The 24222-nt window shown below is 66.6% G+C and carries 29 protein-coding genes and 2 pseudogenes; 24 read left to right on the forward strand and 7 right to left on the reverse strand.

The annotated features are described in order from the left end of the window. The first annotated feature begins 55 nt into the window (after positions 1–55). From B9N75_RS11050 to B9N75_RS14085, 3 genes and pseudogenes are all read left to right on the forward strand, one after another. A complete protein-coding gene (locus B9N75_RS11050; protein WP_085218851.1) occupies positions 56–436 on the forward strand; it encodes an NADH:ubiquinone oxidoreductase subunit NDUFA12 in 381 nt (126 codons plus the stop codon). 4 nt (positions 437–440) lie between these two features. Continuing rightward, on the forward strand, positions 441–959 hold the full coding sequence (gene mlaD / locus B9N75_RS11055; RefSeq protein ID WP_085218852.1) for an outer membrane lipid asymmetry maintenance protein MlaD: 519 nt from the start codon (positions 441–443) through the stop codon (positions 957–959). A 164-nt stretch (positions 960–1123) separates the two neighbouring features. Continuing rightward, a pseudogene (locus B9N75_RS14085) lies at positions 1124–1357 on the forward strand (DUF2155 domain-containing protein); the annotation flags it as partial. Here B9N75_RS14085 and aat read toward each other — a convergent pair. Beyond that, entirely contained in the window at positions 1351–2136 is a 786-nt protein-coding gene (gene aat, locus B9N75_RS11065) for a leucyl/phenylalanyl-tRNA--protein transferase (protein WP_085218854.1), read from the reverse strand. The pseudogene B9N75_RS14085 and the gene aat overlap by 7 nt on opposite strands. 30 nt (positions 2137–2166) lie before the next feature. Further along, positions 2167–2502 carry an arsenate reductase (glutaredoxin) gene (arsC, locus tag B9N75_RS11070; protein ID WP_085219590.1) on the reverse strand — a complete coding sequence of 112 codons (336 nt, stop codon included), beginning with the start codon at positions 2500–2502 and terminating at the stop codon, positions 2167–2169. Between the two features lie 114 nt (positions 2503–2616). Here arsC and B9N75_RS11075 point away from each other — a divergent pair, with 114 nt between their 5' ends. After that, a complete protein-coding gene (locus tag B9N75_RS11075; RefSeq protein ID WP_085218855.1) occupies positions 2617–3357 on the forward strand; it encodes a L,D-transpeptidase family protein in 741 nt (246 codons plus the stop codon). Here B9N75_RS11075 and accC read toward each other — a convergent pair. Genes accC through aroQ form a run of 3 tightly spaced genes read right to left on the reverse strand, consistent with a single transcriptional unit; the run spans position 3317 to position 5633 of the window. Then, positions 3317–4669, reverse strand: a complete 1353-nt coding sequence (accC, locus tag B9N75_RS11080; protein WP_085218856.1) for an acetyl-CoA carboxylase biotin carboxylase subunit — start codon at positions 4667–4669, stop codon at positions 3317–3319. The genes B9N75_RS11075 and accC overlap by 41 nt on opposite strands. Next, the gene (gene accB / locus B9N75_RS11085) at positions 4669–5157 is read right to left on the reverse strand and encodes an acetyl-CoA carboxylase biotin carboxyl carrier protein (RefSeq protein ID WP_085218857.1); all 489 of its coding nucleotides are present in this window, start codon (positions 5155–5157) and stop codon (positions 4669–4671) included. The genes accC and accB overlap by 1 nt, the downstream gene beginning before the upstream one ends. Before the next feature lie 35 nt (positions 5158–5192). Continuing rightward, positions 5193–5633, reverse strand: coding sequence for a type II 3-dehydroquinate dehydratase (gene aroQ / locus B9N75_RS11090; protein ID WP_085218858.1), 441 nt, complete (start codon positions 5631–5633; stop codon positions 5193–5195). 48 nt (positions 5634–5681) lie between these two features. On the opposite strand from aroQ, the pseudogene thiS reads away from it, so the two are divergent. The 3 genes and pseudogenes from thiS to B9N75_RS11110 all read left to right on the forward strand — a co-directional run bounded on the left by thiS (position 5682) and on the right by B9N75_RS11110 (position 7609). Further along, positions 5682–6675, forward strand: a pseudogene (gene thiS, locus B9N75_RS11100) (sulfur carrier protein ThiS). Positions 6676–6709: 34 nt separating this feature from the next. Further along, positions 6710–7342 carry a protein-L-isoaspartate(D-aspartate) O-methyltransferase gene (locus tag B9N75_RS11105; protein WP_085218861.1) on the forward strand — a complete coding sequence of 211 codons (633 nt, stop codon included), beginning with the start codon at positions 6710–6712 and terminating at the stop codon, positions 7340–7342. Positions 7343–7438: 96 nt separating this feature from the next. Beyond that, positions 7439–7609 (forward strand): CsbD family protein, encoded by a 171-nt coding sequence (locus B9N75_RS11110; protein WP_085218862.1) that lies wholly within the window; start codon positions 7439–7441, stop codon positions 7607–7609. A gap of 126 nt (positions 7610–7735) precedes the next feature. Here B9N75_RS11110 and B9N75_RS11115 read toward each other — a convergent pair whose 3' ends face one another. Beyond that, on the reverse strand, positions 7736–9394 hold the full coding sequence (locus tag B9N75_RS11115) for a thiamine pyrophosphate-binding protein (RefSeq protein ID WP_085218863.1): 1659 nt from the start codon (positions 9392–9394) through the stop codon (positions 7736–7738). A 127-nt stretch (positions 9395–9521) separates the two neighbouring features. Between B9N75_RS11115 and B9N75_RS11120 the strand changes: the two genes are divergently transcribed. The 11 genes from B9N75_RS11120 (at position 9522) to grxD (ending at position 16246) form a co-directional block, all read left to right on the forward strand. Then, a complete protein-coding gene (locus B9N75_RS11120) occupies positions 9522–9821 on the forward strand; it encodes an SCP2 sterol-binding domain-containing protein (protein ID WP_085219592.1) in 300 nt (99 codons plus the stop codon). Positions 9822–10005: 184 nt separating this feature from the next. Beyond that, positions 10006–10713, forward strand: a complete 708-nt coding sequence (locus B9N75_RS11125; RefSeq protein WP_085218864.1) for a CoA transferase subunit A — start codon at positions 10006–10008, stop codon at positions 10711–10713. A gap of 35 nt (positions 10714–10748) precedes the next feature. Beyond that, positions 10749–11174 carry a hypothetical protein gene (locus B9N75_RS11130; RefSeq protein ID WP_244552334.1) on the forward strand — a complete coding sequence of 142 codons (426 nt, stop codon included), beginning with the start codon at positions 10749–10751 and terminating at the stop codon, positions 11172–11174. A gap of 41 nt (positions 11175–11215) precedes the next feature. After that, a complete protein-coding gene (locus B9N75_RS11135) occupies positions 11216–12448 on the forward strand; it encodes a PQQ-dependent sugar dehydrogenase (RefSeq protein ID WP_085218866.1) in 1233 nt (410 codons plus the stop codon). A 90-nt stretch (positions 12449–12538) separates the two neighbouring features. After that, complete coding sequence (locus tag B9N75_RS11140; protein WP_085218867.1) at positions 12539–13174, forward strand: CoA transferase subunit B; 636 nt, start codon at positions 12539–12541, stop codon at positions 13172–13174. Between the two features lie 139 nt (positions 13175–13313). Next, a complete protein-coding gene (locus B9N75_RS11145; protein ID WP_244552335.1) occupies positions 13314–14072 on the forward strand; it encodes an N-acyl homoserine lactonase family protein in 759 nt (252 codons plus the stop codon). A gap of 34 nt (positions 14073–14106) precedes the next feature. After that, positions 14107–15105, forward strand: coding sequence for an NADPH:quinone oxidoreductase family protein (locus tag B9N75_RS11150; protein ID WP_172840873.1), 999 nt, complete (start codon positions 14107–14109; stop codon positions 15103–15105). Positions 15106–15111: 6 nt separating this feature from the next. Next, positions 15112–15273, forward strand: a complete 162-nt coding sequence (locus B9N75_RS14090; RefSeq protein ID WP_157123807.1) for a hypothetical protein — start codon at positions 15112–15114, stop codon at positions 15271–15273. Between the two features lie 65 nt (positions 15274–15338). Beyond that, on the forward strand, positions 15339–15665 hold the full coding sequence (locus B9N75_RS11155; protein ID WP_085218869.1) for a DUF1476 domain-containing protein: 327 nt from the start codon (positions 15339–15341) through the stop codon (positions 15663–15665). A gap of 7 nt (positions 15666–15672) precedes the next feature. Continuing rightward, positions 15673–15906, forward strand: coding sequence for a BolA family protein (locus B9N75_RS11160; RefSeq protein WP_085218870.1), 234 nt, complete (start codon positions 15673–15675; stop codon positions 15904–15906). Positions 15907–15916: 10 nt separating this feature from the next. Beyond that, on the forward strand, positions 15917–16246 hold the full coding sequence (gene grxD / locus B9N75_RS11165) for a Grx4 family monothiol glutaredoxin (RefSeq protein WP_085218871.1): 330 nt from the start codon (positions 15917–15919) through the stop codon (positions 16244–16246). A gap of 183 nt (positions 16247–16429) precedes the next feature. Here the strand turns inward: grxD and B9N75_RS11170 are convergent, their stop codons facing one another. Further along, positions 16430–16822: a hypothetical protein gene (locus B9N75_RS11170; protein WP_085218872.1), complete on the reverse strand. Its 393-nt coding sequence runs from the start codon at positions 16820–16822 to the stop codon at positions 16430–16432. Positions 16823–16960: 138 nt separating this feature from the next. On the opposite strand from B9N75_RS11170, the gene B9N75_RS11175 reads away from it, so the two are divergent. The 6 genes from B9N75_RS11175 (at position 16961) to B9N75_RS11200 (ending at position 24196) form a co-directional block, all read left to right on the forward strand. Next, positions 16961–17749 (forward strand): helix-turn-helix domain-containing protein, encoded by a 789-nt coding sequence (locus B9N75_RS11175; RefSeq protein WP_085218873.1) that lies wholly within the window; start codon positions 16961–16963, stop codon positions 17747–17749. 290 nt (positions 17750–18039) lie between these two features. Next, positions 18040–18408 (forward strand): BlaI/MecI/CopY family transcriptional regulator, encoded by a 369-nt coding sequence (locus B9N75_RS11180; protein ID WP_085218874.1) that lies wholly within the window; start codon positions 18040–18042, stop codon positions 18406–18408. Further along, positions 18405–20174, forward strand: coding sequence for a M56 family metallopeptidase (locus B9N75_RS11185; RefSeq protein WP_085218875.1), 1770 nt, complete (start codon positions 18405–18407; stop codon positions 20172–20174). Before B9N75_RS11180 ends, B9N75_RS11185 begins: the two co-directional genes overlap by 4 nt. Before the next feature lie 82 nt (positions 20175–20256). After that, positions 20257–21648, forward strand: a complete 1392-nt coding sequence (glmU, locus tag B9N75_RS11190; RefSeq protein ID WP_085218876.1) for a bifunctional UDP-N-acetylglucosamine diphosphorylase/glucosamine-1-phosphate N-acetyltransferase GlmU — start codon at positions 20257–20259, stop codon at positions 21646–21648. 14 nt (positions 21649–21662) lie between these two features. Continuing rightward, a complete protein-coding gene (gene glmS / locus B9N75_RS11195) occupies positions 21663–23483 on the forward strand; it encodes a glutamine--fructose-6-phosphate transaminase (isomerizing) (protein WP_085218877.1) in 1821 nt (606 codons plus the stop codon). Positions 23484–23551: 68 nt separating this feature from the next. Beyond that, on the forward strand, positions 23552–24196 hold the full coding sequence (locus B9N75_RS11200; RefSeq protein ID WP_085218878.1) for a TetR/AcrR family transcriptional regulator: 645 nt from the start codon (positions 23552–23554) through the stop codon (positions 24194–24196). Positions 24197–24222: the final 26 nt, after the last annotated feature.

Here is a 24222-nt window from a genome sequence, read left to right on the forward strand (position 1 = left end):
GGCAGGCGCGCGCCGGGCTTGCGCTTCGCTCGGCAATCTGGCTAGGCGGGCGGCGATGGGCCTTCTGAAACAAATCTTCACCTGGTGGGACGGCGCGACGATCGGAACGTCGCTATTCACGCGCCGCTATGGCAAGCGCGTCGGCAGCGACGATGCGGGCAACGTCTATTTCCAGGCGAAGAAGGGCAGCCGGCGCTGGGTGATCTACAAAGGCGGCAATGATTCGAGCCGTATCCCGCCGGAATGGTTTTCTTGGCTTCACCACCAGATCGACGATCTGCCCGATGCGGCGCTGCCGCCGGTCCGCAGCTTCGAGAAGGCGCCGACCGGCAATCTGACCGGTTCGCCCGCCGCATACCGGCCCTCGGGCGCGCTGGAGCGCGGCGGCCATCGCGCGGCCGCGACGGGCGATTACCAGGCCTGGGCGCCCGAGTGATCTGATGCGCGGGCTTTTCCGGGACAATCTTTTCGAGGCGCTCGTCGGCCTGTTGGTGGTGCTGCTTGCCGCCTGGTTCGTGTTCTTCGCCTGGCAGCGCACCGGGGGCAGCTTCCACAAGCGCATCCAGGTGACCGCGCTATTCCCTGCCGCCAACGGCATTTCGACCGGCACCGACGTGCGCGTCGCTGGCCTCAAGGTCGGCACCGTCACCGGGCAGAAGCTCGATCCGCAAAGCTATCAGGCGGAGGTCACGCTCTCGCTCGACAGCGACGTCAAGATGCCGAGCGATTCCAGCGCGGCGATCACCAGCGAGGGGCTGCTCGGCGGCACTTATGTCGCGCTCGTTCCCGGCGGATCGGACCAGCCGCTCAAGAATGGCGACATGATCCTCGATACGCAGGGATCGATCGACATGATGGGTCTGATCGGCTCGCTCATCAACAACAGCGGCGGCGGCTCCGGCGGGAATGCGGACGCCAAGGCTGGCAGCACGATGATGGAAGAGAGCCCGGCCCAGTGAAGCCCGGACGCCTCTCCGCGCTGCTGGCAGCGGCGCTGCTCGCGGCATCGTGCGGCGGGCCTGATGTGCCGGAGGCGCAGAAGGCGAAAGGCAAGGCGGAGCCCGAGCCCGAGACGGTCGACATTCCACAGACGGTGACCAGCCTCGCGCCGGGGACGACGCCCATGGCCGAGCGCGTCGCGGTTCTCGGTCTGCTCAACAAGCGCAACGGCATCTCGCAAGATCTTGAGCTCAAGCCGGGCCAGGCGGTTCGCATGGGCGACGTCATCGTCCGGTTGCGGGCCTGCGAGACGACGGCGCCGTGGGAAATCCAGCAGCTCACCGGCGCGTTCGTCCAACTTGACGTGCGCAACACGCGGAACCAGTTCCAGCGCGCCTTCTCGGGCTGGCTCTACAAGGAATCGCCCTCGCTCAACGTGGTGGAACATCCGGTCTGGGACGTATGGCCCAAGAGCTGCAAGATGACGCACCCCGATGCCGCGGCATCGCCGGCCACGCCGTCGGCTTCGAGCAGCAGGTCGAGCGCGCCGAATTCCGCTCCGGCGACGCCAGCGCCCGCTGCCGCCCCTACGCCGGCACCGGCCGCACCAGCGCCCGAACCCGCGGCGCCGGAGCCCAAGGCGGACGACAGCAACGACATGTAATCCGATTGGGCGATCTCCACGGCGCCCAAGCTGCGGAGATGCTCTGTCATGAATTGGCAGTCGAGCAGCCGGAAGCCGCCCACGCGCATCCGCGCCACCAGCCAGGCAAGCGCGACCTTCGACGCATCGCGCCGCACCGAGAACATGCTCTCACCGAAGAAAGCGGCGCCGAGCCGCACGCCGTAGAGGCCGCCGACGAGCTCGTCCTTGTGCCAGCATTCGATTGAATGGGCATGGCCGGCCTCGTGCAGCCGATTATAGCCCGCCTCGATCTGCGCGTTGATCCACGTCTCGCGGCGCGATCCGCACCGCTCCAATACTTCGGGGAAAGCGCGGTCACGCGTCACGCTGAACTCGCCAGAACGGATCGTCTGGCGCAGGCTGCGTGAGGCGTGAAATGCGTCCAGCGGCAGGATCGCACGCCGCTTGGGCTCGACCCAGAAGATCTCGCGCGCATCGCGGCTGTCGGCCATCGGGAAGACGCCGATGGCATAAGCGCGGAGCAGGAGATCGGGATCGATCGTGTCGGTCACCCGGCAAGCCTAGGAGGCTTGCCGCCCGCGTCAAAGCACTTCGCGCACCTTGTCAGCCGGGCGGGCGAGCACCACGCCCTTTTCGGTCTTCACGATCGGCCGTTCGATCAGGATCGGGTCGGCGGCCATCGCATCGAGGATGGCGTCGTCCGGGGCGCCGGCGAGCGCGGCTGCAGCCGGCTCCTTGACGCGCAGACCTTGGCGCGGTGTGATACCCGCCTTCGCATAGAGCCGCGCCAGCGTTTCGCGGCTAGGCGGCGTCTTGAGATATTCTACGATCGTGACGACGGCACCGGCTTCCTCGAGGATCGCCAGCGCGTTGCGTGACGTGCCGCAACGCGGATTGTGATAGATGGTCGCTTTCATGCCGGCCCGGATACCGCGTTCAACCTTCACCGTCATCCCGTCCCGATCGGGAACGGCGGCAGTGCGGGGCTAGGCAGGGGGCGCGCCCGGAGGAATAAGACGCGCATGGATCGAATGCGCACCGTCCTCGCCCTGATCGGCACCTGCCTGCTCGCAGCCTGCTCTGCCGAATCGCAGGCGGACGCAGACCAGGCGCCTCCGCCTGCGCTGGTCTTGCCCGTAGTGAAGGCCGCTGCGACCGTGCCGCAACCGCTCGTCGATCTCAGCGGCGGCGCGCAGCCGGGCTTCGCAGTGACGACGATCCTCTCGCTCGACGCCGGAATGGGCGCCGGCACCTACGCGTGGAATGCAGAAGGCGTGGCGCCCGGCCCGATGAAGATCGTCGTCGATCTCGCCGCCCAGCGATTGTACGCCTATCGCAACGGGGTCGAAATCGGTCGGTCGTCGATCCTGTACGGCGCCGACGACAAGCCGACCCCGACGGGCGTGTTCCCGATCCTTCAGAAGAAGCGCCACCACATCTCCAACCTCTACGGCGCGCCGATGCCCTTCATGATGCGGCTGACGTGGGATGGCGTGGCGCTCCACGCCAGCACAGTTGCCGACGGCTTCGCCACGCATGGCTGCGTCGGCCTGCCCGACGAATTCGCGGCGCTGCTCTTCGCCGAGGCGCAGCTCGGCGACGAGGTGCTGGTCACCAACGGCTGGATGAAGCCCATCTACTGGCGCGCGGCGCCGCTGACGGCGGAGGCCGAGCCGGTCCCCGACGGCCTCGCGCCGATCGATCCCTACGATTTCGCCGGAGACGAAGCGGTCAGCTCTCCTGACGCGCCAGCCACTCTTCCAACCATTTGATCGTATAATCGCCCTGCTGGAAATCCGGGTCGTCGAGCAGCGCCTGGTGGAGCGGGATGGTGGTCGTCACGCCTTCGATCACGAACTCCTCCAGCGCGCGGCGGAGGCGGCGGAGCGCGCCGTTGCGCGTGGTGCCATAGACGATCAGCTTGGCGATCATGCTGTCGTAATAAGGGGGCACGCGATAGCCGGCGTAGAGCCCGCTATCGACGCGCACGTTCATCCCCCCCGGCGCATGATAGCCTTTCACAAGACCGGGTGAGGGCGCGAAGGTGCGCGGATTTTCCGCATTGATGCGGCATTCGATCGCATGGCCGCGGAAGACGACGTCTTCCTGACGCAGCGTCAGCGGATGCCCTTCGGCGATGCGGATCTGCTCACGGACGAGATCGAGGCCGGTGATCGCCTCGGTCACCGGATGCTCGACCTGCAGCCGGGTGTTCATCTCGATGAAGTAGAATTTGCCGTCCTCGTAGAGGAATTCGATCGTGCCGGCGCCGCGATAGCCCATCTCGGCCATCGCCTCGGCGACCAGACCGCCCATACGCTCGCGCTCGCCGGGGCTGATGACGGGGGACGGCGCTTCCTCCAGCACCTTCTGGTGGCGCCGCTGCAGCGAACAGTCGCGCTCGCCGAGATGGATCGCATTGCCGTTGCCGTCGCCGAAGATCTGGAACTCGATATGACGCGGATCGGCGAGATATTTTTCCATATAGACGGTGGCATCGCCGAACGCCGCCTTCGCTTCCGATCCCGCCTGGCTCATCAGCGTTTCGAGCTGGCTATCGTCCGGCACAACCTTCATGCCGCGCCCGCCGCCGCCCGATGCCGCCTTGATCAGCACCGGATAGCCGATCTCGGCGGCGACGCGCTTCGCCTCTTCGACCGATTCCAGCGGCCCGTCGGAGCCCGGAACGAGCGGCAGGCCGAGCTTGGCAGCTGTCACCTTCGCCTCGATCTTGTCGCCCATCGTCCGGATATGTTCGGGCTTGGGGCCGACCCAGATGATGTCGTGCCGCTCGACGATGTCGGCGAAGCGCGCATTCTCGCTCAGAAAACCGTAGCCGGGATGAATCGCATCCGCGTGGCTGATCTCGGCCGCCGAGATGATGTTGGGGATGTTGAGATAGGAATCGCCCGCGGGCGGCGGGCCAATGCAGACCGCTTCGTCGGCGAGGCGGACATGCATTGCGTCCGCGTCGGCGGTCGAGTGGACCGCCACCGTCTTGATCCCCATCTCGTGCGCGGCGCGGTGGATGCGGAGCGCGATCTCGCCGCGGTTGGCGATGAGGAGCTTCTTGATCTCCGGCATCAGTCGATGATCACCAGCGGCTGATCGAACTCGACCGGCTGGGCGTTCTCGACGAGGATCTGGCGCACCGTTCCGGCCTTGGGCGCGGTGATCGGGTTCATCACCTTCATCGCCTCGACGATCAGCAGCGTATCGCCCCCGCTGACCTTGTCACCGACGGCGACGAACGTCTTTCCGCCCGGCTCGGCAGAAAGGTAGCAGGTGCCGACCATCGGCGATTTGACCGCGCCGGCGTGATCGGCGCCGGGAGCAGCCTCGGCGGCGGGCGCGAGCGAAGGCGTGGGCGCCGCGGCGGCAGGCATTGGCTGCGGCGCGGCGGGCGCCATCGCCACCGCCTGCACCGCCAGCTTGCGCTTCACCACGATCTTGCGATCGCCGTCCTGCACTTCGATCTCGCTGAGGTCGCCCTCGCTCAGTAGCTCCGCGAGCTTCTGCACCAGATCGGTATCGACCTGCATCGCCCCCGCGTTGCCGTTCTTGTCGGTCATCGCAACAATATCCCCATTTGAAGCCCGCGCGTCTGTCAGAGACGGGCGGCTGCGTCCAGTGCCAGCATATAGCCTTGGGCGCCGAAGCCGCAGATGCTGCCCCTGGCAGCGGCTGCGATAAGGCTGACGCTACGGAAAGCTTCCCGCGCCTGCGGATTGCTGAGGTGCACCTCGATCACCGGCACGTCGATCGCCTTTACGGCATCGTGCAGCGCCACGGAGGTGTGCGTATAGCCCCCCGCGTTCAGGATCGCGGCTTTCGCGCTGCGCGCCTGCGCCTCATGCAGCCAGTCGATCAGATGGCCTTCATGATTGGACTGGCGCATATCGATCGTAACGCCGAGCTCCTCGGCACGCGCCTCCATCGCCTGCGCGATTTCATCGAGCGTGTCGGCGCCGTAGATTTCGGGCTCGCGCGTGCCGAGCAGATTGAGGTTCGGCCCGTTGAGCACGAAGATGAGCGGTGGCGTCGCCATGCGGGCACCCTATATGGCGGACCGGGCACAAGCGCAAAGAAGGCTTTCATGGCACATGACGACGGCACGCTCTCGGTCAAGGTGAATGGCGAGCATCGCCGGGTGCGCGACGGCATGACGGTCGCCGATCTCGCGCTGGAACTGGGGCTGGAGCCCGCCAAGGTTGCGGTCGAGCGTAATCTGGAAATCGTGCCGCGCTCGACGCTCGGCGAGGTCAGGATCGAGGACGGCGACGATTTCGAGATCGTCACCTTCGTGGGAGGCGGTTGAATTGACGGATCAATGGACGGTTGCCGGGCGCAGCTTCACCTCGCGCCTGATCGTCGGCACCGGCAAATATAAGAGCTTCGAGCAGAATGCGGCGGCGGTCGAGGCCTCGGGCGCGGAGATCGTCACCGTCGCCGTGCGCCGGGTGAATGTCTCGGATCCCAGCGCGCCAATGCTGACGGATTTCATCGATCCGAAGAAGACCACTTATCTCCCGAATACCGCTGGCTGCTTTACCGCAGAAGATGCGATCCGCACGCTGCGGCTGGCGCGTGAGGCCGGCGGCTGGACGCTGGTGAAGCTCGAGGTGTTGGGCGAAGCGAAGACGCTCTACCCCGATATGGTCGAGACGCTGCGCGCGACCGAGATCCTCGCCAAGGAAGGCTTCGAGCCGATGGTCTATTGCGCGGACGATCCCATCGCCGCCAAGAAGCTGGAGGATGTCGGCGCAGTCGCGATCATGCCGCTCGGTGCGCCGATAGGATCGGGGCTCGGCCTTCAGAACCAGGTGATGATCCGGCTGATCGTCGAGCAGGCGAAGGTGCCGGTGTTGGTCGATGCCGGCGTCGGTACCGCATCCGACGCGGCGGTCGCGATGGAATTGGGTTGCGACGGCGTGCTGATGAACACCGCGATCGCCGAGGCGAAGGAGCCGCTGCTGATGGCACGCGCAATGAAGCTGGCGGTCGAATCCGGCCGCCTCGCCTATCGTGCCGGCCGCATGGGCAAGCGCCGCTACGCCGATCCCTCGAGCCCGCTCGCCGGACTGATCTGACGGAACGGCGCTCTGCCGGACCCGTTCGGTCGGCATGACCGATTTCGATGCGCGGCGTGCCGCGATGGTGGAACGGCAGATCGCGGGCAGGGGGATCATCGATCCCGCCTTGCTGGCCGCGATGCGCGTCGTCCCGCGCGAGGCGTTCGTGCCGGACGAATTTCGCACTTTTGCCTATGAAGATGGGCCGCTCCCGATCGGCGCCGGTCAGACCATATCGCAGCCCTATATTGTCGCGCTGATGATGGAAGCGGCGCGGGTCGGCGCCGACGATCGCATTCTCGAGATCGGCGCAGGCTCGGGATATGCCGCGGCCGTGATGGGTCGCATCGCGGCGCATGTGGTGGCGGTCGAGCGGCTTGCCGAACTGGCGCATGCCGCGCGCGACCGTCTCGCGCGGCTGGAATATCGCAACGTCCGGATCGAGGCGGCCGACGGCAGCACCGGATGGCCGGCCGAAGCGCCCTACGACGCAATCATCGTGTCGGCCGCCGCGACGGAAATCCCACGGGCGCTCGTCGATCAAATCGCCAAGGAAGGGCGGCTAATCGTCCCGGTCGGACCGCACGACGGCATCCAGCGGCTGCTGCGTGTGACGCGCCAGGAGCAGGGGCTACGCACCGACGATCTCGGCGCCGTCCGCTTCGTTCCGTTCGTCGCAGATTGATCTGGATTTGGAACTTCGCACCGCGGCAAAGTGTTGATGCTGCACAGGGGAAAGGCGGACCGTTTCGGGCCGCACCCGCGAAGAAGGAGTATTCTCATGGGCGAGCTCGTCGACAAGATCAAAGGCAACACCAACGAAGCGATCGGCAAGATCAAGCAAGAATCGAAGAACCCCGAAACGCGCGACGAAGGCCGTGCGCAGGAAGCCAAGGGCAAGGCCCAGCAGCTCTCCGGCGAAGTCAAAGGCGCGTTGGGCAACGACATCTGATCGATCACAGAGCGTTTGAGAAAGGGCCGTTCCGGACATCCCGGAGCGGCCCTTTTCGTTTTGCCGTCAGAAGTTCGCGCGTGTTTCCCAAACGGACCCTGAAACGAGTTCGGGAGGACGGACGACTTAGCGTTGCCGCGCTCGGATCTTCGCGATCGTCGTTCCATTGGTGATCTGCTCGACGTCGGTCTTGAGGTGGAGAAAACGGACGCCGCGCGTGGCCATCGCACGATCCAGCGCGGGTCGGAAATCCTCGGTGCGCTCTACACTCTCCGACCAGGCGCCGAAGGCTTTGGCGAATTGCGCGAAGTCGGGATTGACCAAGCCGGTGCCGACCACGCGCTCGGGGTATTCGCGCTCCTGATGCATCCGGATGGTGCCGTAGCTCGCATTGTCGATGACCAGCACCAGCATGTCGGTATCGTGCCGCATTGCCGTAGCCAGTTCCTGCCCGTTCATCAGGAAATCGCCGTCGCCGGCCACCGCGACCACCGTGCGATCGGGGAAGCGCAGCGCAGCAGCGACCGCGGCGGGCGGGCCGTAGCCCATCGATCCGTTGGTCGGCGCGAGCTGACTGGGCAGCGCCGCATAGGGCCAGAAGCGATGCCACCAGCCCGAGAAATTGCCCGCGCCGTTGCAGATGATCGTGTCGGCCGGCAGCGCGTCGCGCATCGCCTCGACCACCAGCCCGAGATCGAGCGGGCCGCCGGTCGCGCGCGGCATCGACCATTCCAGCCATTCGCGATGCGCTTCGGCGCCCGCGTCGAAGGAAATGACCTCCTGCTCCTCCCAGTCGGCGACCAGCTCGGCGAATTCGCGCATGTCGGCGCAGATCGGCAGGTCGGTGCGATAGACGCTGCCGAGCTCGTTGGGATCGGGATGGACGTGGACCAGCGTCTGGCCCGGATGGTCGGGCGCAATCAGCGTGTAGCCGTCGGTCGTCGCTTCGCCGAGTCTTGCGCCGACCACCAGCAGCAGGTCGGCATTCTTCACCCGCTCGACGAGCTTGGGGTTGGGGCCGTAGCCGAGGTTTCCGGCATAGACCGGGCTGTCCGCACCGATCGCGTCCTGCCGGCGGAAGGCGGTAGCGACGGGGAGGCCAATCCGCTCAGCGAAGTCGCGGAAATAATGGCCGGCGCCGGAGCACCATCCGCCGCCGCCCACGATGGCCAGCGGTGCGCACGCATCCTGCAGGAGTGTCATCAGGCTGCCGACCGCAAGCGGGTCAGCTGCCTGCGCGATGCACGGGTTGGCGGGGCGGTCGACCGCCTCCACCTCATCGCGCAGCATGTCCTCCGGCAGGACCAGCACGACGGGGCCGGGCCGCCCCGCGGTGGCCGTGCGCCAGGCGCGCGCGACATATTCGGGGATGCGCCGCGCGTCCTCGATGCGCGCGACCCATTTGGCGAGCGGCGCGAACATGGTCAGGAAATCGACCTCCTGGAAGCCTTCGCGATCGCGGTCGCCCCGCGCGACGTCGCCGATCAGCAGCACCATCGGCGTCGAATCCTGCCGCGCGACATGGACGCCGACGCTGGCGTTGGTCGCGCCCGGGCCGCGGGTGACGAAGGCGACGCCGGGCCGTCCGGTCATCTTGCCGTCCGCCTCGGCCATATAGGCGACGCCGCCCTCCTGCCGGCACACCACCAGATCGATCGCCGGCGTATCGTGCAGCGCATCGAGCGCGGCGAGATAGGATTCGCCCGGCACGCAGAAGATGCGGTCGCACCCCTGCGCGAGGAGGTTGTCGATCAGGATGCGGCCGCCGGTGCGAAGCTGGGTCATGGCTCTGCCGGTAGAACGGGGCGGCGCGCATTTCAAACGGCTTTCCGCGCATACTGACACGCTTGTCAGCCTTGACTTGACGTTCGCGTAAACTAGGGTGGAGACAACCCCCTTGATGGAGACGACGATGACCAAGAGCGAACTGGCCGCGAAGATGGGTGAAAACCAGGCGTGGCTTCCCGGCAAGCGCGTGAAGCTCGACTTCGGCGATCAGGGCGTGGTGATGCTCGACGGTCAGGCCAATCAGGTTACCGAGGAAGACGGCGCCGCCGACACCACTGTAAAGGTGGCCTGGGACGATTGGCAGCAGATGGCCGCCGGCCAGCTCGACGGCATGACCGCCTTCATGCAGGGCAAGCTCAAGGTCGAAGGCGACATGGGCAACGCCATGCAGCTCCAGGGCGTCCTCGCCAAACTGAAGGGCTGACGACCACTCCTCTTCGTCATTGCGAGCGTAGCGTGGCAATCCAGTACGGCGCCGCGCCGTTGGATTGCCGCGTCGCTATTGCTCCTCGCAATGACGACCGGATGCTCGGGAAATTGCTCCGCTTGCTTGACCGCAGCAGAAACCGCTGACTATCGCGAGGCTCCAGTCTGAAGGGAGCCGCGTGATGCAGAAAATCTATTCCGATGCCGATGCAGCGCTCGAAGGACTGCTGTTCGACGGCATGACGATCTGCGCGGGCGGCTTCGGCCTCTGCGGTATTCCCGAGCGGCTGATCGACGCGATCCAGCGGAGCGGCGTCAAGGATCTCACCATCGCGTCCAACAATGCCGGGATCGACAATGAAGGGCTCGGCAAGCTTCTTCGCACGCGCCAGATCAAGAAGATGATCTCCTCCTATGTCGGCGAGAACAAGGAGTTCGAGCGGCAGTATCTCTCCGGCGAGCTCGAAGTGGAATTCTGCCCGCAAGGAACGCTCGCCGAGCGGTGCCGCGCTGGCGGTGCAGGCATTCCCGGCTTCTACACCAAGACGGGGGTCGGCACGCTGGTCGCCGAGGGCAAGGAAGTGAAGAGCTTCGACGGCGAGGATTATATCCTCGAGCGCGGCATCCGTGCCGATCTTGCGATCATCAAGGGCTGGAAGGCGGACGAGAGCGGCAACCTCGTCTTCCGCAAGACTGCGCGCAACTTCAACCAGCCGATGGCGACAGCGGGCAAGGTCTGCGTCGCCGAGGTGGAAGAGATCGTGCCGGTCGGCAGTCTCGACGCCGACGCCATCCATCTGCCCAGCATCTATGTGAAGCGGATGATCGTCGGCGCGCCCTATGAGAAGAAGATCGAGTTCCGCATGACCCGCGAGCGCGCCGCGGCCTGATGCTGCGAAACGGCTGGCTGCTGGCCGGTGGCTGGATGAGCGCCGCCGCCGCGCTGCTGCATCTCGCCTGCATCGCCGGTGGCCCGGACTGGTATCGTTTCTTCGGCGCCGGCGAAGGCGTCGCGCGCGCGGCCGAGCAAGGGAGTTGGACGCCGGCGCTGATGACGGCCGGCATCGCCGCCATCCTCGCGCTATGGGTCATTTATGCCTTTGCCGGCGCAGGCGTGATCCGGCGTCTGCCGCTCATGCGCACCGCGCTCGTGCTGATCAGCGCCATCTACCTGGCGCGCGGTTTGCTCGTACTGCACCCGCCGGCTTTCAATCGTCCCGATCTTTCGCCGGCCTTCATCCTCTGGTCTTCGCTGATCGTGCTCGTGTTCGGGGTAATCTATGCGATCGGCACCTGGCGTGCGTGGCCGATGCTGTCGTGCACCGACCGGGCCGTTTCGCAGGGAGAATAATCTGGCTTCGTTCGTTCTCGGGATAGCGAACGGAGGACAGCATGGCGGATGGTGGCAAGGGGCGGCTCGGACAAGTTCGCCGCCATGTGGGATTGGCGCTCTTCGCATCGACCGCGCTCCTCCTCTCCTCCTGCGGCGGCAACGGTTCCGGCACCGTGACGCCCGCGCCTTCACCGACGCCTTCGCCGACGCCTTCTCCGTCACCGACTCCCACCCCGACGCCTTCGCCCACGCCGACCCCCACCACGTCGGTCACCGCGAGCGTCATCGCCACGCTCGACAATCCGTGGGCGATGGTCTTCCTGCCGGACGGCCGGATGCTCGTCACCGAGCGGCCCGGGCGGCTGCGGGTGATCACGCAAGGCGGCGCGGTCGGCGCGCCCATTTCCGGCACCCCCGCGGTTCAGGCGACGGGGCAGGGCGGCCTGCTCGATGTCGCGCTCGATCCCGCTTATGCGAGCAACCGGCGCATCTATCTCAGCTATGCCGAAGCCGGATCGGGCGGCGCGGGGACGGCGGTGGCACGCGGGACGCTGACCATCGATCCCAACGGCAACGGGTCGCTTGCCGACGTGACAGTCATCTGGCGCCAGACCCCCAAGATTTCCGGCGACACGCGCCACTATGGCGGACGGATGGCCTTCTCGCCCGACGGCTTCCTCTTCGTCACGGCCGGTGAGCGCCACCAGGGCGCACCCGCACAGGATCTAAGTGGCACGCTCGGCAAGATCATCCGCATCCGCCCCGACGGCAGCGTGCCCAACGACAATCCTTTCGTCGCCACTCCGAATGCACGCCCGGAGATTTGGACGCTCGGCCACCGCAATCCCTACGGCCTCGTCTTCGCCGAGGACGGACGCTTGTTCGCCAGCGAGCATGGGCCGGAGGGCGGCGACGAGTTCAACCTCATCACCCGCGGGGCCAATTACGGCTGGCGGATCGTCTCGGAAGGCAATGACGGCGAAGTGCTGCCGCGCCACTCCACCCGCCCCGAATTCGCCGCGCCGCTCGTGGTGTGGACGCCATCGGTCGCGCCGGGCGGAATGATCCAGTATCGCGGAACGCGCTTCGTCGGCTGGGACGGCGATTTCATCCTCGCCGGGCTCCAGTCGCAAGGTCTCATTCGTGTGCGGGTGACCCAGAACGGCTCGGGCGAGATCGGCCGCATTCCGCTCAACCGCCGCATCCGCGAAGTCGAGCAGGGCGCGGACGGCGCCATCTGGGTGCTGGAGGACGGCGCCCGCGGTCGCCTGGTCAAGCTCGTGCCGCAATAGCGCTGCTGGGCCGCTCCCCGCGAAAAGCCATTTGACGATGCGGCCATCCTCCGCTTGGAGGGACGCGCCTAATCGCCGGGAGAAGAATCGATGCCTTGGGACCGCAACCAGATGGCCGCCCGCGCCGCCAAGGAGCTGCGCGACGGCTATTACGTCAATCTGGGCATCGGCATCCCCACGCTCGTCGCGAACAACATTCCGGAGGGGATGACGGTCACGCTCCAGTCGGAGAACGGGATGCTCGGGATCGGGCCGTTCCCCTATGACGACGAGGTCGATCCCGACCTCATCAACGCCGGCAAGCAGACGATCAGCCAGCTCCCCTCGTCATCCTATTTCGGCTCGGAACAGAGCTTCGCGATGATCCGCGGCGGGCATATCGACCTGACCGTGCTCGGCGCGATGGAGGTGGCCCAGAACGGCGACATCGCCAACTGGATGATCCCCGGCAAGATGATCAAGGGCATGGGCGGCGCGATGGACCTGGTCGCGGGCGTCAAGAAGATCATCGTCGTGATGGAGCATGTTTCCAAGAACGGCGATCCCAAGTTCATTCCGGAATGCACACTGCCGCTGACCGGCAAGAATGTCGTCGACATGATCGTCACCGACCTTTGCGTCTTCCACCGCCCAGATCACGACAGCCCGTTCAAGCTCATCGAACTGGCCCCCGGCGTCACCGCCGAAGAAGTCGCAGCGAAGACCACGGCGAACTATGTGAGCTGACCGCCTGTTGGTCCGAAGCGTAACGTCTTGACCGCCCGGCGTTGGCCGGTCGATCATGGCGCGCGATCGAGACAGGGGAAAGATTATGCGCGTGGGGATGATAGCGGCTGCTACGGCAGCGTGGTTGGCGCTTGCTGGCATGCAGGCGCCGCCCAAGACGGCAGCACCTCTCGAACTCTACCGCCTCGATTGCGGATCGATCGCGATCAAGGATCTCGACACCTTCTCCGACACCTATCTCTACCCCGGCCAGAAGAAGACGCTGACGGCGAGCTGTTATCTGATCCGCAGCGGCGATCGGCTGCTGCTGTGGGACACGGGTCTCAAGAAATCGGCCGAGGATGATTTCGGTACGATGACGCTGAAGCAGCGGATCGTGCCGCAGCTCGCGCGGATCGGCGTCAAGCCCGATGCGATCACGCATGTCGGCATCAGCCATTATCATTTCGATCATATCGGCCAGGCGGCGGACTTCCCGAAGGCCACCCTGCTGATCGGCAAGAAGGATTATGCCGTCGCCAAGGCCTATCCGCCGATCACCAAGCTGCTTGGCCCCTGGACCAGCGGCGGCGGCAAGGTCGAGGAAGTGGAAGGCGACAAGGACGTGTTCGGCGACGGCCGCGTCACCATCCTCAGCATGCCGGGCCATACCGAGGGGCATCAGGCGCTGCTCGTCCGCCTCGCCAGCGGGCCGGTGCTGCTCTCGGGCGATCAATATCATTTCACCGAGCAGGTCGCGAACCGCGGCGTGCCCTCGTTCAACACCGATCGCAGCCAGACGCTCGCCTCGATGGACCGGTTCGACCGGGTCGCCAAGAACCTCAAGGCGAAGGTCGTCATCCAGCACGAACCCGCCGACATCGCCAAGCTCCCGGCCTTTCCCCAGCCGGCGAAATGATCTCTACTTCGCGCGAAATTTGCGGAGGAATGCGATGAAGGCCCTGTTGTCCGAAGCCGTCGGCGGACCCGAGACTCTGGCGCTCCGCGAAGTGCCCGATCCGTCGCCGGGCCCGGGGCAGTTGCAAGTCCGCGTCCGCGCCTGCGCGATCAACTATCCCGACGTGCTGATCATCGAGGACAAATATCAGTTCAAGCCTCCGCGCCCCTTCGCGCCCGGCGGCGAGATCGCGGGTGAGGTCGAGGCGGTGGGCGAGGGGGTGACCGGCTGGAAGCCGGGCGACCGGCTGATCGCGATGGTCGGCCACGGCGGCCTCGCCGAGCGCATCCTCGTCGATGCGAAGATGGCGATGCCGCTGCCGCCGGGCCGCGATTTCGTCGAGGGCTCGGCGCTGATCCTGACCTACGCCACGTCGATCCATGCCCTTCTCGATCGCGGCAAGCTTCAGGCCGGGCAGACGCTGCTCGTCCTCGGCGCGGCCGGCGGCGTCGGCCTCGCGGCGGTCGAGCTCGGCAAGGCCTATGGCGCGCGCGTCATCGGCGCGGTGTCGTCGGAGGAAAAAGCGGCGGCGGTGCGCGAGGCGGGCGCCGACGACGTGATCGTCTATGCGCGCGGGCCGTTCGATCGCGATGCCGCGAAGGCGCTGGCGCAGCAATTCAAGGATGCGGTGGGGCCGAGTGGCGCGGACGTCATCTATGATCCCGTCGGCGGCGATTATGCGGAAGCGGCGCTGCGCGCGATCGCTTGGGAAGGCCGCTATCTCGTCGTCGGCTTTCCCGCCGGCATCCCGAAGCTGCCGCTCAACCTCACCCTGCTCAAGAGCTGCGACGTCTGCGGCGTCTTCTGGGGCGCCTTCGCGGCGCGCGATCCCAAGGCGAATGCCGCGCATCTCCAGACGCTGTTCCGCCTCTGGGACGAGGGCAAGATCGCGCCCAAGGTCAGCGGCACCTGGCCTCTGGAGCGCGGCGGCGATGCGATCGCGCACATGGCGGCGCGCAAAGCGGTCGGCAAACTCGTGGTGACGATGGACTGACGCCGCGTGCAGTGGGCGGGCCTTCTGGTCGCCGTCGTACTGGCCTTCCTCGGGCTTGCCTGGCGGTTCGACAATCGCAGCGGAACGCTCTTCGTGCTCGCAATCCTCTTCCTGTTCGTTCTGGCGGTACCGGTGCTGCTTCTGACGCTGATGGCGGTGATGCTGTGATCGCGCCGTTGCACGCCCGCACCTGCCCGCCTATCTGACAGGCGAGGAACAACCGAAGGACCGCCATGACCACGTTCGACGACCGCGAAAAGGCATTCGAAAATATGTATGCCCGCGATCAGGAGATGCAGTTCAAGATCACCGCGCGCCGCAACCGGCTGCTCGGCGAGTGGGCGGCGGGGCTGATGGGACTCTCCGAGGTCGAGCGCGAGGCTTATGCCAAGGATGTGATCCGTGCCGATTTCGAAGAAGCGGGCGACGGCGATGTGGTGCGCAAGCTCTTGGGCGATCTCACCTCCGCCGGGGTCGAGATCGACGAGGCGCGCATCCAGAAGGAACTCGCCAACAAGACGGTCGACGCGCGCCGTCATTTCATCGAGGCGCAAGGCTGACCGCACCATGCCGATGGCCGCAGAAGAGATCAAGACGCTGATCCGCGCCGGCATTCCCGATGCGGCGGTGGAGATCACCGATCTGGCGGGCGACGGCGATCATTATGCCGCGCGGGTGGTGGCGGAGAGCTTCCGCGGCCTGCCGCGCGTCAAGCAGCACCAGCGCGTGTACGAGGCGCTGGGCGGGCGGATGGGCGGCGTGCTCCACGCGCTCCAGCTCACCACCGCCATCCCCGATTAGGAGTTCGACTATGACCGACGCCCGCACCCGCATCGACGAGATCGTCAACGGCAGCGATGTCGTGCTCTTCATGAAGGGCACCGCGCTCTTCCCGCAATGCGGTTTCTCGAGCCGCGCGATCGCGATCCTCGACCACACCGGCGTCAAGTTCGACACCATCGACGTGCTCCAGGACGCGGAAATCCGCCAGGGGATCAAGGAATATTCCGACTGGCCGACCATTCCGCAGCTCTATGTGAAGGGCGAGTTCGTTGGCGGATCGGACATCATGATGGAGATGTTCGAGGCGGGCGAGCTGCAGCAGATGTTCACCGAACAGCAGGTCGCCAAGGCGGAGTAAGCCGCGAGGGCGTCACCATCCCTTCCACCCAATCGTCACCCCGGACGTGATCCGGGGTCTCTCTTCTTTCCACGGCCGCGAAGAAAAGTGAGATGCCGGATCAGGTCCGGCATGACGGAGGTTTGGTGAATGTTGTGCGCGATAAGGCGGGGCGGTCCAGGACGGACGCCCCGCCTTTCCGATTTAGGCGCGGGCGGCCGCGGGCGTCATCCGCTTCAGCCCGACATATTCGAGCGCGGCGAGCCCCGCGACGACCAGCGCCTGCGCCGCCACGAAGGCCGCGCCCAGCGTCGTCGGGCCGAACTGGCCGATCACGATGAAGCTCTCGACCGCCCAGACGACATTGCCGAGGATCACCGCCCAGACGAGCAGTCGCGGCGGCTGCGTACGCGTGGCGAGAAAGGCCATGAACAGCCCGATCGGGACGAGAGCGATACCCGCGCCGCTCACCAGCGCCTGCGGCAGGTCGAACAGGCCGGCGAGCGGCGCGGCCGCCAGCGCAAGCAGGGTGCCGGTGATGATGCAGGTGGCGGCATCGAGCGCGAGAATGCGGCGGAGAAAAGTGGCGTTGGACATAATCGCATTTCTTTCTGGTCGTGGTTTCGATGCCCTGATCATCGCCGGTCCGCGTCATGCGGTCGATTACGCCGGAGGTAATGGCGTTTCGTCGCCCGCGGCCTAAACCCGTCTCGTTGGAGACCAGGGAGAGACGCGATGATCGAGTCCGCAGCCACATCAGTGGGCGCGCAGCTCAAAGCCTGGCGCGCGCGCAGACGGCTCAGCCAGCTCGATCTTGCGCTCGAAGCCGAGATATCGTCGCGCCACCTGAGCTTCGTCGAGACGGGCCGCTCGCAGCCGAGCCGCGCGATGCTGCTGCGCCTCGCCGATTCGCTCGCCGTGCCGGCGCGCGAGCGCAACCGCCTGCTCGTTGCGGCGGGCTACGCGCCGGCGCAGCCCGAACGGTCGCTCGACGATCCCGCGCTCGCCACCGCCCGCGCTGCGGTCGAGCTGGTGCTAAAGGCGCACGAGCCCTTTCCCGCACTTGCGGTCGATCGGCTCTGGAACCTGATATCGTCCAACGCGGGCGTCGCGGCGTTTCTGGCGGGCATCCCGGCTGCGCTGCTCGCCCCGCCCCTGAACGTGCTGCGGCTCAGCCTCCACCCCGACGGCCTCGCGCCGCGGATCGCCAACCTGCCCGAGTGGCGTGCGCACATCTTCCACCGGCTCGAGCAGCAGATCGACGCGAGCGGCGATTCGCGGCTAGCTGATCTCCTCGCCGAGCTTCGCGCTTATCCCGGCGGCATCGCGCAGGGCGGGGACGCGTTCGGCGGGGTCGCCGTGCCGTTGGTATTGCGCACGTCGGGCGGCGACCTGTCGTTCCTCAGCACGACGACCGTGTTCGGTACGCCGATCGACATCAGCCTTTCGGAGCTTGCGATCGAGACCTTCCTTCCGGCCAATCCGGAAACCGCGCGCGCTCTGGCAGACATCGCCGGTGGCTGAAAAGGGAAGGGCGGGTAGCGACCGGTAAGAGCTGCCCGCCCGAGCGGAAAACCAGGATTGCAGTACTTAACGCACACCACGTGCCAGCGGCAAAAACCTTCGTCGGGGCGCGGATCACGGTGTTTTACGACCGCTCCACACTTTCTGGCATTGTCAGGATTATCGACACTTTCACGAGATGCGGATGCGTGTTATCCGCATAACACACGAGCCGCCTTAATCGCGGGTTCAGGTTGACGACTACAGGTGTAGGCGTAATAACTACACGCGTAATCGCGAGGGAGAGAGCGATGGCCGAGCGTATTTCGGAAGCCGAGCACCAGCTTATGGAGGTCCTTTGGCAGGAGGCTCCGCTCGGTGCCGCCGAGGTCGCCAGCCGCGTCGATCCTGCCCGCGACTGGAGCATCCAGACGGTCAAGACCATGCTCTCGCGGCTTCTCGCCAAGGGGGCGCTGGCGCATCAGGAAGACGGCCGCCGCTTCCTCTATCGGCCGCTGATCAGCCGCGAAGACGTGGTCACGCGGGAATCGCACCGGCTGCTCGATCGCATGTTCGGTGGAAGGTTGACCCCGCTGGTCGCGCATCTCGCCGAGCGCGACATGCTCGATGCCAAGGATATCGCCGAGATCGAAGCTCTCCTTAAGGAGCTGAAGCAATGACCGCCTGGCTCGTCGACACGCTCATCTCGCTCACCATCCTGCTCGCGCTGGTCCTTGCGGCGCGCGAACCCGTGGCGCGGCTGTTCGGCGCGGGTTGGGCCTATGCGCTCTGGCTGCTCCCCCTCGCGCGGCTGGTGATGCCGCCCGTCGATTTCGGACTGATGGACCTGTTCCCGTCCGCCCCCGCGGTGATGATCCTCGTGCCCGAAGCGACGCAGGGCTTCGTGCCCCAGGCCGCTGCCGAGCCATCGGGCACCGGCATCGGCGCAATGCTGCTGGCTGTCTGGTTCGGCGGCGCGGTGATGTTCGCGCTCTGGCAGCAGTCGGCCTATGGCGCCTTCACATTGAGCATCGGCGATGCGCCGCGTGCCGCCGATCCGCCAAGCCACGGCGGATTGCCCGTGGTCGAAAGCGGCGCGGTCGACGGGCCGATCGCCGTCGGCTTCGTCAAGCGCCGCATCGTCGTGCCGACCGATTTCGCGACCCGCTATTCGGCCGACGAGCGCGCGCTTGCGCTGGAGCATGAGCTCATCCACCACCGCCGCGGCGATATCTGGTGGAACCTCGCGGCGCTCGCCATGCTCGGGCTCCTCTGGTTCCACCCGCTCGCCTGGTTCGCCTATCGCGCCTTCCGCAGCGATCAGGAGCTCGCCTGCGACAGCGCGGTCGCCGCGCGGATCGCGCAGGGCGGGCGCCATACTTACGCTCGCGCGCTGGTCAAATCGGCGACGCGGCCCGGCCAGATCGTCGCCTGTCCGCTCAACCGCGCCGACCAGCTCAAGCGCCGGCTCAAGATGATGAAGCAGCACCGCTCCAGCCGTGCACGGACGCTGGGCGGCGGCGTCGCGCTCGCCGCGCTCGCCGGTGGTGGGCTGCTCATCGCCAGCCCGGGCATCGCCCAACGCGAGCCCAACTCTGAAGTGATCGTCGCGCTCCCGGCGCTGCCGCATCCGATCATCAGCAAGGCCGACATGGCGGTGCTCGCCGAGCGCTGCACTGGCCTGCCGCGCGGCAGCTTCAACGGCTCCGGCGTGCAATGTTCGGAGCAGGACGCAAGGGATCCGCAGGTCCGCCGCATCCTCGATCGGACGCGCGATCGCGCCGATGCCTATGCGCGCCATGCGGCGGCGCAGGCGGAACGCGCCTTGCAGGCGGCGTTTCATGCCGAAGGCGAGGCGACCGCCGCAATCGCAGCCGCGGATGCGGTCGCTCCGGCCGACGAGATCGCCGAAATCGCCGAGGCGCGGGCCGAAGCCGCGCGTGAGCGGGCGGAAGCGATCGCGGATGCGCGCCGCGACCGCGTCGAGGCTCTGGCCGACGCGCGGGCCGCCATCGCCGAAGCCAATGCCGAAGCCGCCGCCGCCCGCAACGAGGCGCGCGCCGCAGCCCGTCAGGCGCATGCCGAAGCCCGCACCGCAATGCGTCAGGCGCATATGGCGATGCGCCAGGTCCACGCTGTTCGCATCACCCGCGTCCCGGACCCGGTCGCCCCCCCGGCGCCCCCAGCCCCGCCGGCGCCGTTTGCCGACGTGCCGGAGCCGCCCGCGGCTCCCGCGAAGGTCTATGGCCTCAGCCACGCCGAAATCGCCCGCATCCACGCTGCGGCGACCGCCGCCGCCGAAGCCGATGTCCGCGCGCAACAGGCGGTTATGCAGGTCCGCCTTACCAAGCTCGACCGGGAGCTGGAGAGCAAATTGGCGAATCTCGGCCCGCGCATCGAGCGCGACGTGAAGGACGCGCTCCGCGCCGCCGGCATAGAGGATTGAGCGCCTCTGAGGGCGCGGCGCCACGGCCGCTCCCGCCGCCATCTGGAAATGGCCCCGCATCCGTGCAAAGGCGCGATGCGATATGGACCCCGTGACCGACATCCCAGGCGCCGCCCGCCCGCTCGCTGCGATCATCCTTGCCGCGGGCAAGGGCACGCGCATGAAATCGGACCTGCACAAGGTCCTCCATCCGCTCGCCGGCAAGCCGATGATCGATCATCTGTTCGACAGCGTGGCCGAACTCGCGCCCGCACGACAGGTGGTCGTGGTCGGGGCAGGCCGCGAGCAGCTTGAACCCGTCGCGGCGCAGCGCGGCGCCAGCGTCGCGGTGCAGGAACCGCAGGAGGGCACCGCCCACGCCGTGCTCCAGGCCAAGGCCGACCTCGCGGGTTTCGACGGCGATGTCCTGATTCTCTACGGCGATACCCCGCTCGTCAGCGTCGAGACGATGCGAAAAATGCGCGCGCGGCTTCATGCGAACGATGTTCCCATCACCGTGGTGCTCGCCTCCCGCCCCGACGATCCCCAGCATTACGGCCGCATCCTCGCCGATGCCGATGGCAACATCGTCAAGATGGTCGAATATAGGGATGCGACGGCTGAGGAGCGCGCGGTAAACCTTTGCAATTCCGGCCTAATGGCTATCCGGGCCACCGATCTCTGGCCACTACTCGAAGCGGTCGGCAACGACAATGCGGCGGGCGAATATTACTTGCCGGACATCGTTCAGATCGCGTCTGGACAAGGGCGGCGGTCGGCGGTGGTCGAGACCGATCCGGCCGAAGTGGCCGGGATCAACAGCCGCGGCGAGCTCGCGGCGGTCGAGGAGGCTTGGCAGCAAGCCCGGCGGCGGCAGGCGATGGTCGATGGCGTTACGCTGATCGCGCCCGCTACGGTCTGGTTCAGCCACGATACGGCGATCGGCCGCGACACAATCGTAGAGCCCAATGTCGTCTTCCTGCCCGGCGTGACCATCGGGCAAGGCGTCCGCATCCGCGGGTTCAGCCATCTGGAAGGGGCGACTGTCGCGGACGGCGCGGAGATCGGGCCTTACGCGCGGCTCCGGCCTGGCGCCGACATCGGCCCCGTCGCCAAGGTCGGCAATTTCGTCGAGGTGAAGAAGGCGCGGCTCGCGAAGGGGGCCAAGGCCAATCACCTCTCCTATATCGGCGATGCCGATGTGGGCGAGGGCGCGAACATCGGGGCTGGAACGATTACATGCAATTACGACGGTTATTTCAAGTACGACACGAAGATCGGAGCGGGGGCTTTCATCGGCTCCAACAGCGCGCTCGTGGCGCCGGTGTCGATCGGCGACGGCGCGATCGTCGGCGCGGGATCCGTGGTGACCGCCGATGTTCCGGCCGATGCTCTGGCGCTGGCCCGCGGCAAGCAGGAGGCGCGGCCGGGCTGGGCGGCGCGGTTCCGCGCGATGATGGCGGCCCGCAAGTCCGGCGGCTCCAAGAAGATATAAGAAAGACGTCCTAAATGTGCGGAATTATCGGCATTCTTGGAAATGATACGGTCTCGGATCGCTTGATCGCAGGCCTTCGGCGGCTGGAATATCGTGGTTACGATTCCGCCGGGCTCTGCACCATCGTCGATGGCCGGCTGGAGCGCCGCCGCGCCGAGGGCAAGCTCGACAATCTCGCACGCGAGGTCGCCGAACATCCGTTGCGGGGCGAGGTCGGCATCGCGCACACCCGCTGGGCGACGCACGGCGCGCCGACCCGCGACAATGCCCATCCGCATGCCACCGACGAGGTTGCACTCGTCCACAACGGCATCATCGAGAATTTCCGGCCGCTACGTGCCGAGCTGGAGGCGGAGGGACGCAGCTTCGAGAGCCAGACCGATACCGAGGTGGTCGCCCACCTCGTCAGCCGCGAGATCGAGCAGGGCGCCGAGCCGAAGGACGCGGTCGGCCGCGTACTGAAGCGTCTCCATGGCGCCTTCGCGCTCGCCATTCTCTGCAAGCGCTGGCCGGACATGCTGATCGGCGCGCGGCTCGGCTCTCCGCTGGTCGTCGGCTATGGCGAGGGCGAGACCTATCTCGGCTCGGATGCCCTTGCTTTGGCGCCACTTACGCAGCGTATCTCCTATCTCGAAGAAGGCGATTGGGTCGTCATCACCCGCGACGGCACACAGATTTACGACGCGAACGACAATCCGGTCGAGCGGCCGATCACCACGTCGGGCGCCAGCGCCGCCGCGATCGAGAAGGGCAATTACCGGCACTTCATGCAGAAGGAGATCCACGAGCAGCCGATCGTGGTCGCGCAGACGCTGCAATCCTATCTGCGCCCGCTGGAGCAGAAGGTCGCGCTGCCGGACATGGACTTCAGCTTCGCCGACGTGCCGCGGATCACCATCGTCGCGTGCGGCACCAGCTTCTACGCCGGGATGGTCGCCAAATATTGGCTCGAGCGGTTTGCCCGCGTACCGGTCGAGCTCGATATCGCCTCGGAATTCCGCTACCGCGCGCCGGTGCTCGAAAAGGGCGGCATGGCGCTCTTCATCTCGCAATCGGGCGAGACCGCCGACACGCTCGCGGCGCTGCGCCATGCGCGGTCCGAGGGCCAGAAGATCGCCGTCGTGGTCAATGTGCCGACCAGCAGCATGGCGCGCGAGGCGGACCTGCTGCTGCCGACCCATGCCGGCCCCGAGATCGGCGTCGCCTCGACCAAGGCCTTCACCTGCCAGCTCGCGGTGCTCGCAGCGCTCGCCACCAAGGTCGCGCGCGACAAGGGCGTCCTGACCGAGGCGGAGGAGCGGGAGATCGTCGGGCATCTCACCGAGGCGCCAGCGGCGATGAACGCCGCTTTGGGACAGGACGAGGCGATCGAGGCGATCGTCCCGCTTGTCGCCAAGGCGCGCGACGTCCTCTATCTCGGCCGCGGCCCGGATTATCCGATGGCGCTGGAAGGCGCGTTGAAACTAAAAGAAATCAGCTACATCCACGCCGAAGGTTATGCGGCGGGTGAAATGAAGCATGGGCCGATCGCGCTGATCGACGAGAATGTGCCCGTCATCGTCATAGCGCCTTCGGGGCCGCTGTTCGAGAAGACCGTCTCCAACATGCACGAGGTGCAGGCGCGCGGCGGGCAGGTGCTGCTCATCTCGGACGGGCCCGGGCTGGCCGAGGCGGGGGACGTCGTTGCGCGGATCGAAATGCCCACGGTGCATCCGCTCATCGCTCCGCTCGTCTATGCGGTGCCGGTGCAACTCCTCGCCTATCATGTCGCGGTCGCGAAAGGCACCGACGTGGATCAGCCGCGCAATCTTGCCAAATCGGTCACCGTCGAATGACGTCTTGACGCCGTTCGGATCGAAACGCTACGCGATCCGAACGATGTTCAAGAAGAATCGCGGATAATATGAACGATGTTCCGCCCGACCGCCCTGTCGATCCGAACGCTGTTCCGGCGTCCAAACCCGATCGCGGCTATCATCATGGCGCCCTCCGCCCTGCGTTGATCGCCGCTGCGCGTGCTTTGGTGATCGAGCGCGGGCCGGACGGTTTCAGCCTGCGTGAGACCGCGCGGCGCGCGCAGGTATCGCCATCGGCGCCGGCGCATCATTTCGGCGGGATGAAGGGGCTGCTGACTGCGGTGGCCGCGGAAGGGATAGTGCTTCTGGCAGAACAGCTTGAGGCCGTTCCTGACGAAGACTTCTCAGCGCGTATCACCGCGCAGGCCAATGCTTATGTCCAGTTCGCGCATGAGCAGCGCGCGTTGTTCGATCTGATGTGGCGCCGCGGCGCGATCGACACCGCCGATCCCGCCCATGCCGCCGCCGTCACGCGCATCTTGACGGCGTTCGACCGGACAATTCGTGGTGCCGAGGCGCCCGCCGCCTCCGGCCCGCAGGATCCTCTGCTCGCGCCGACGCATGCCGCCTGGTCGATGATCCACGGTTTCGCCGCGCTGGCCGCCGCGGGCGCTTATGGCAACGAGCCCTGGTCGGCCGAACGCGCCCGCGCTGCGCTGCTTTCGAAGGTGCTCTCGCGCCTCGTTCTTTGATCGCTTGCGGGCGCGCGCCGCGCTGC

The organism is Allosphingosinicella indica (genome assembly GCF_900177405.1).
In the GTDB taxonomy this organism is placed as follows: Bacteria; Pseudomonadota; Alphaproteobacteria; order Sphingomonadales; family Sphingomonadaceae; genus Allosphingosinicella; species Allosphingosinicella indica.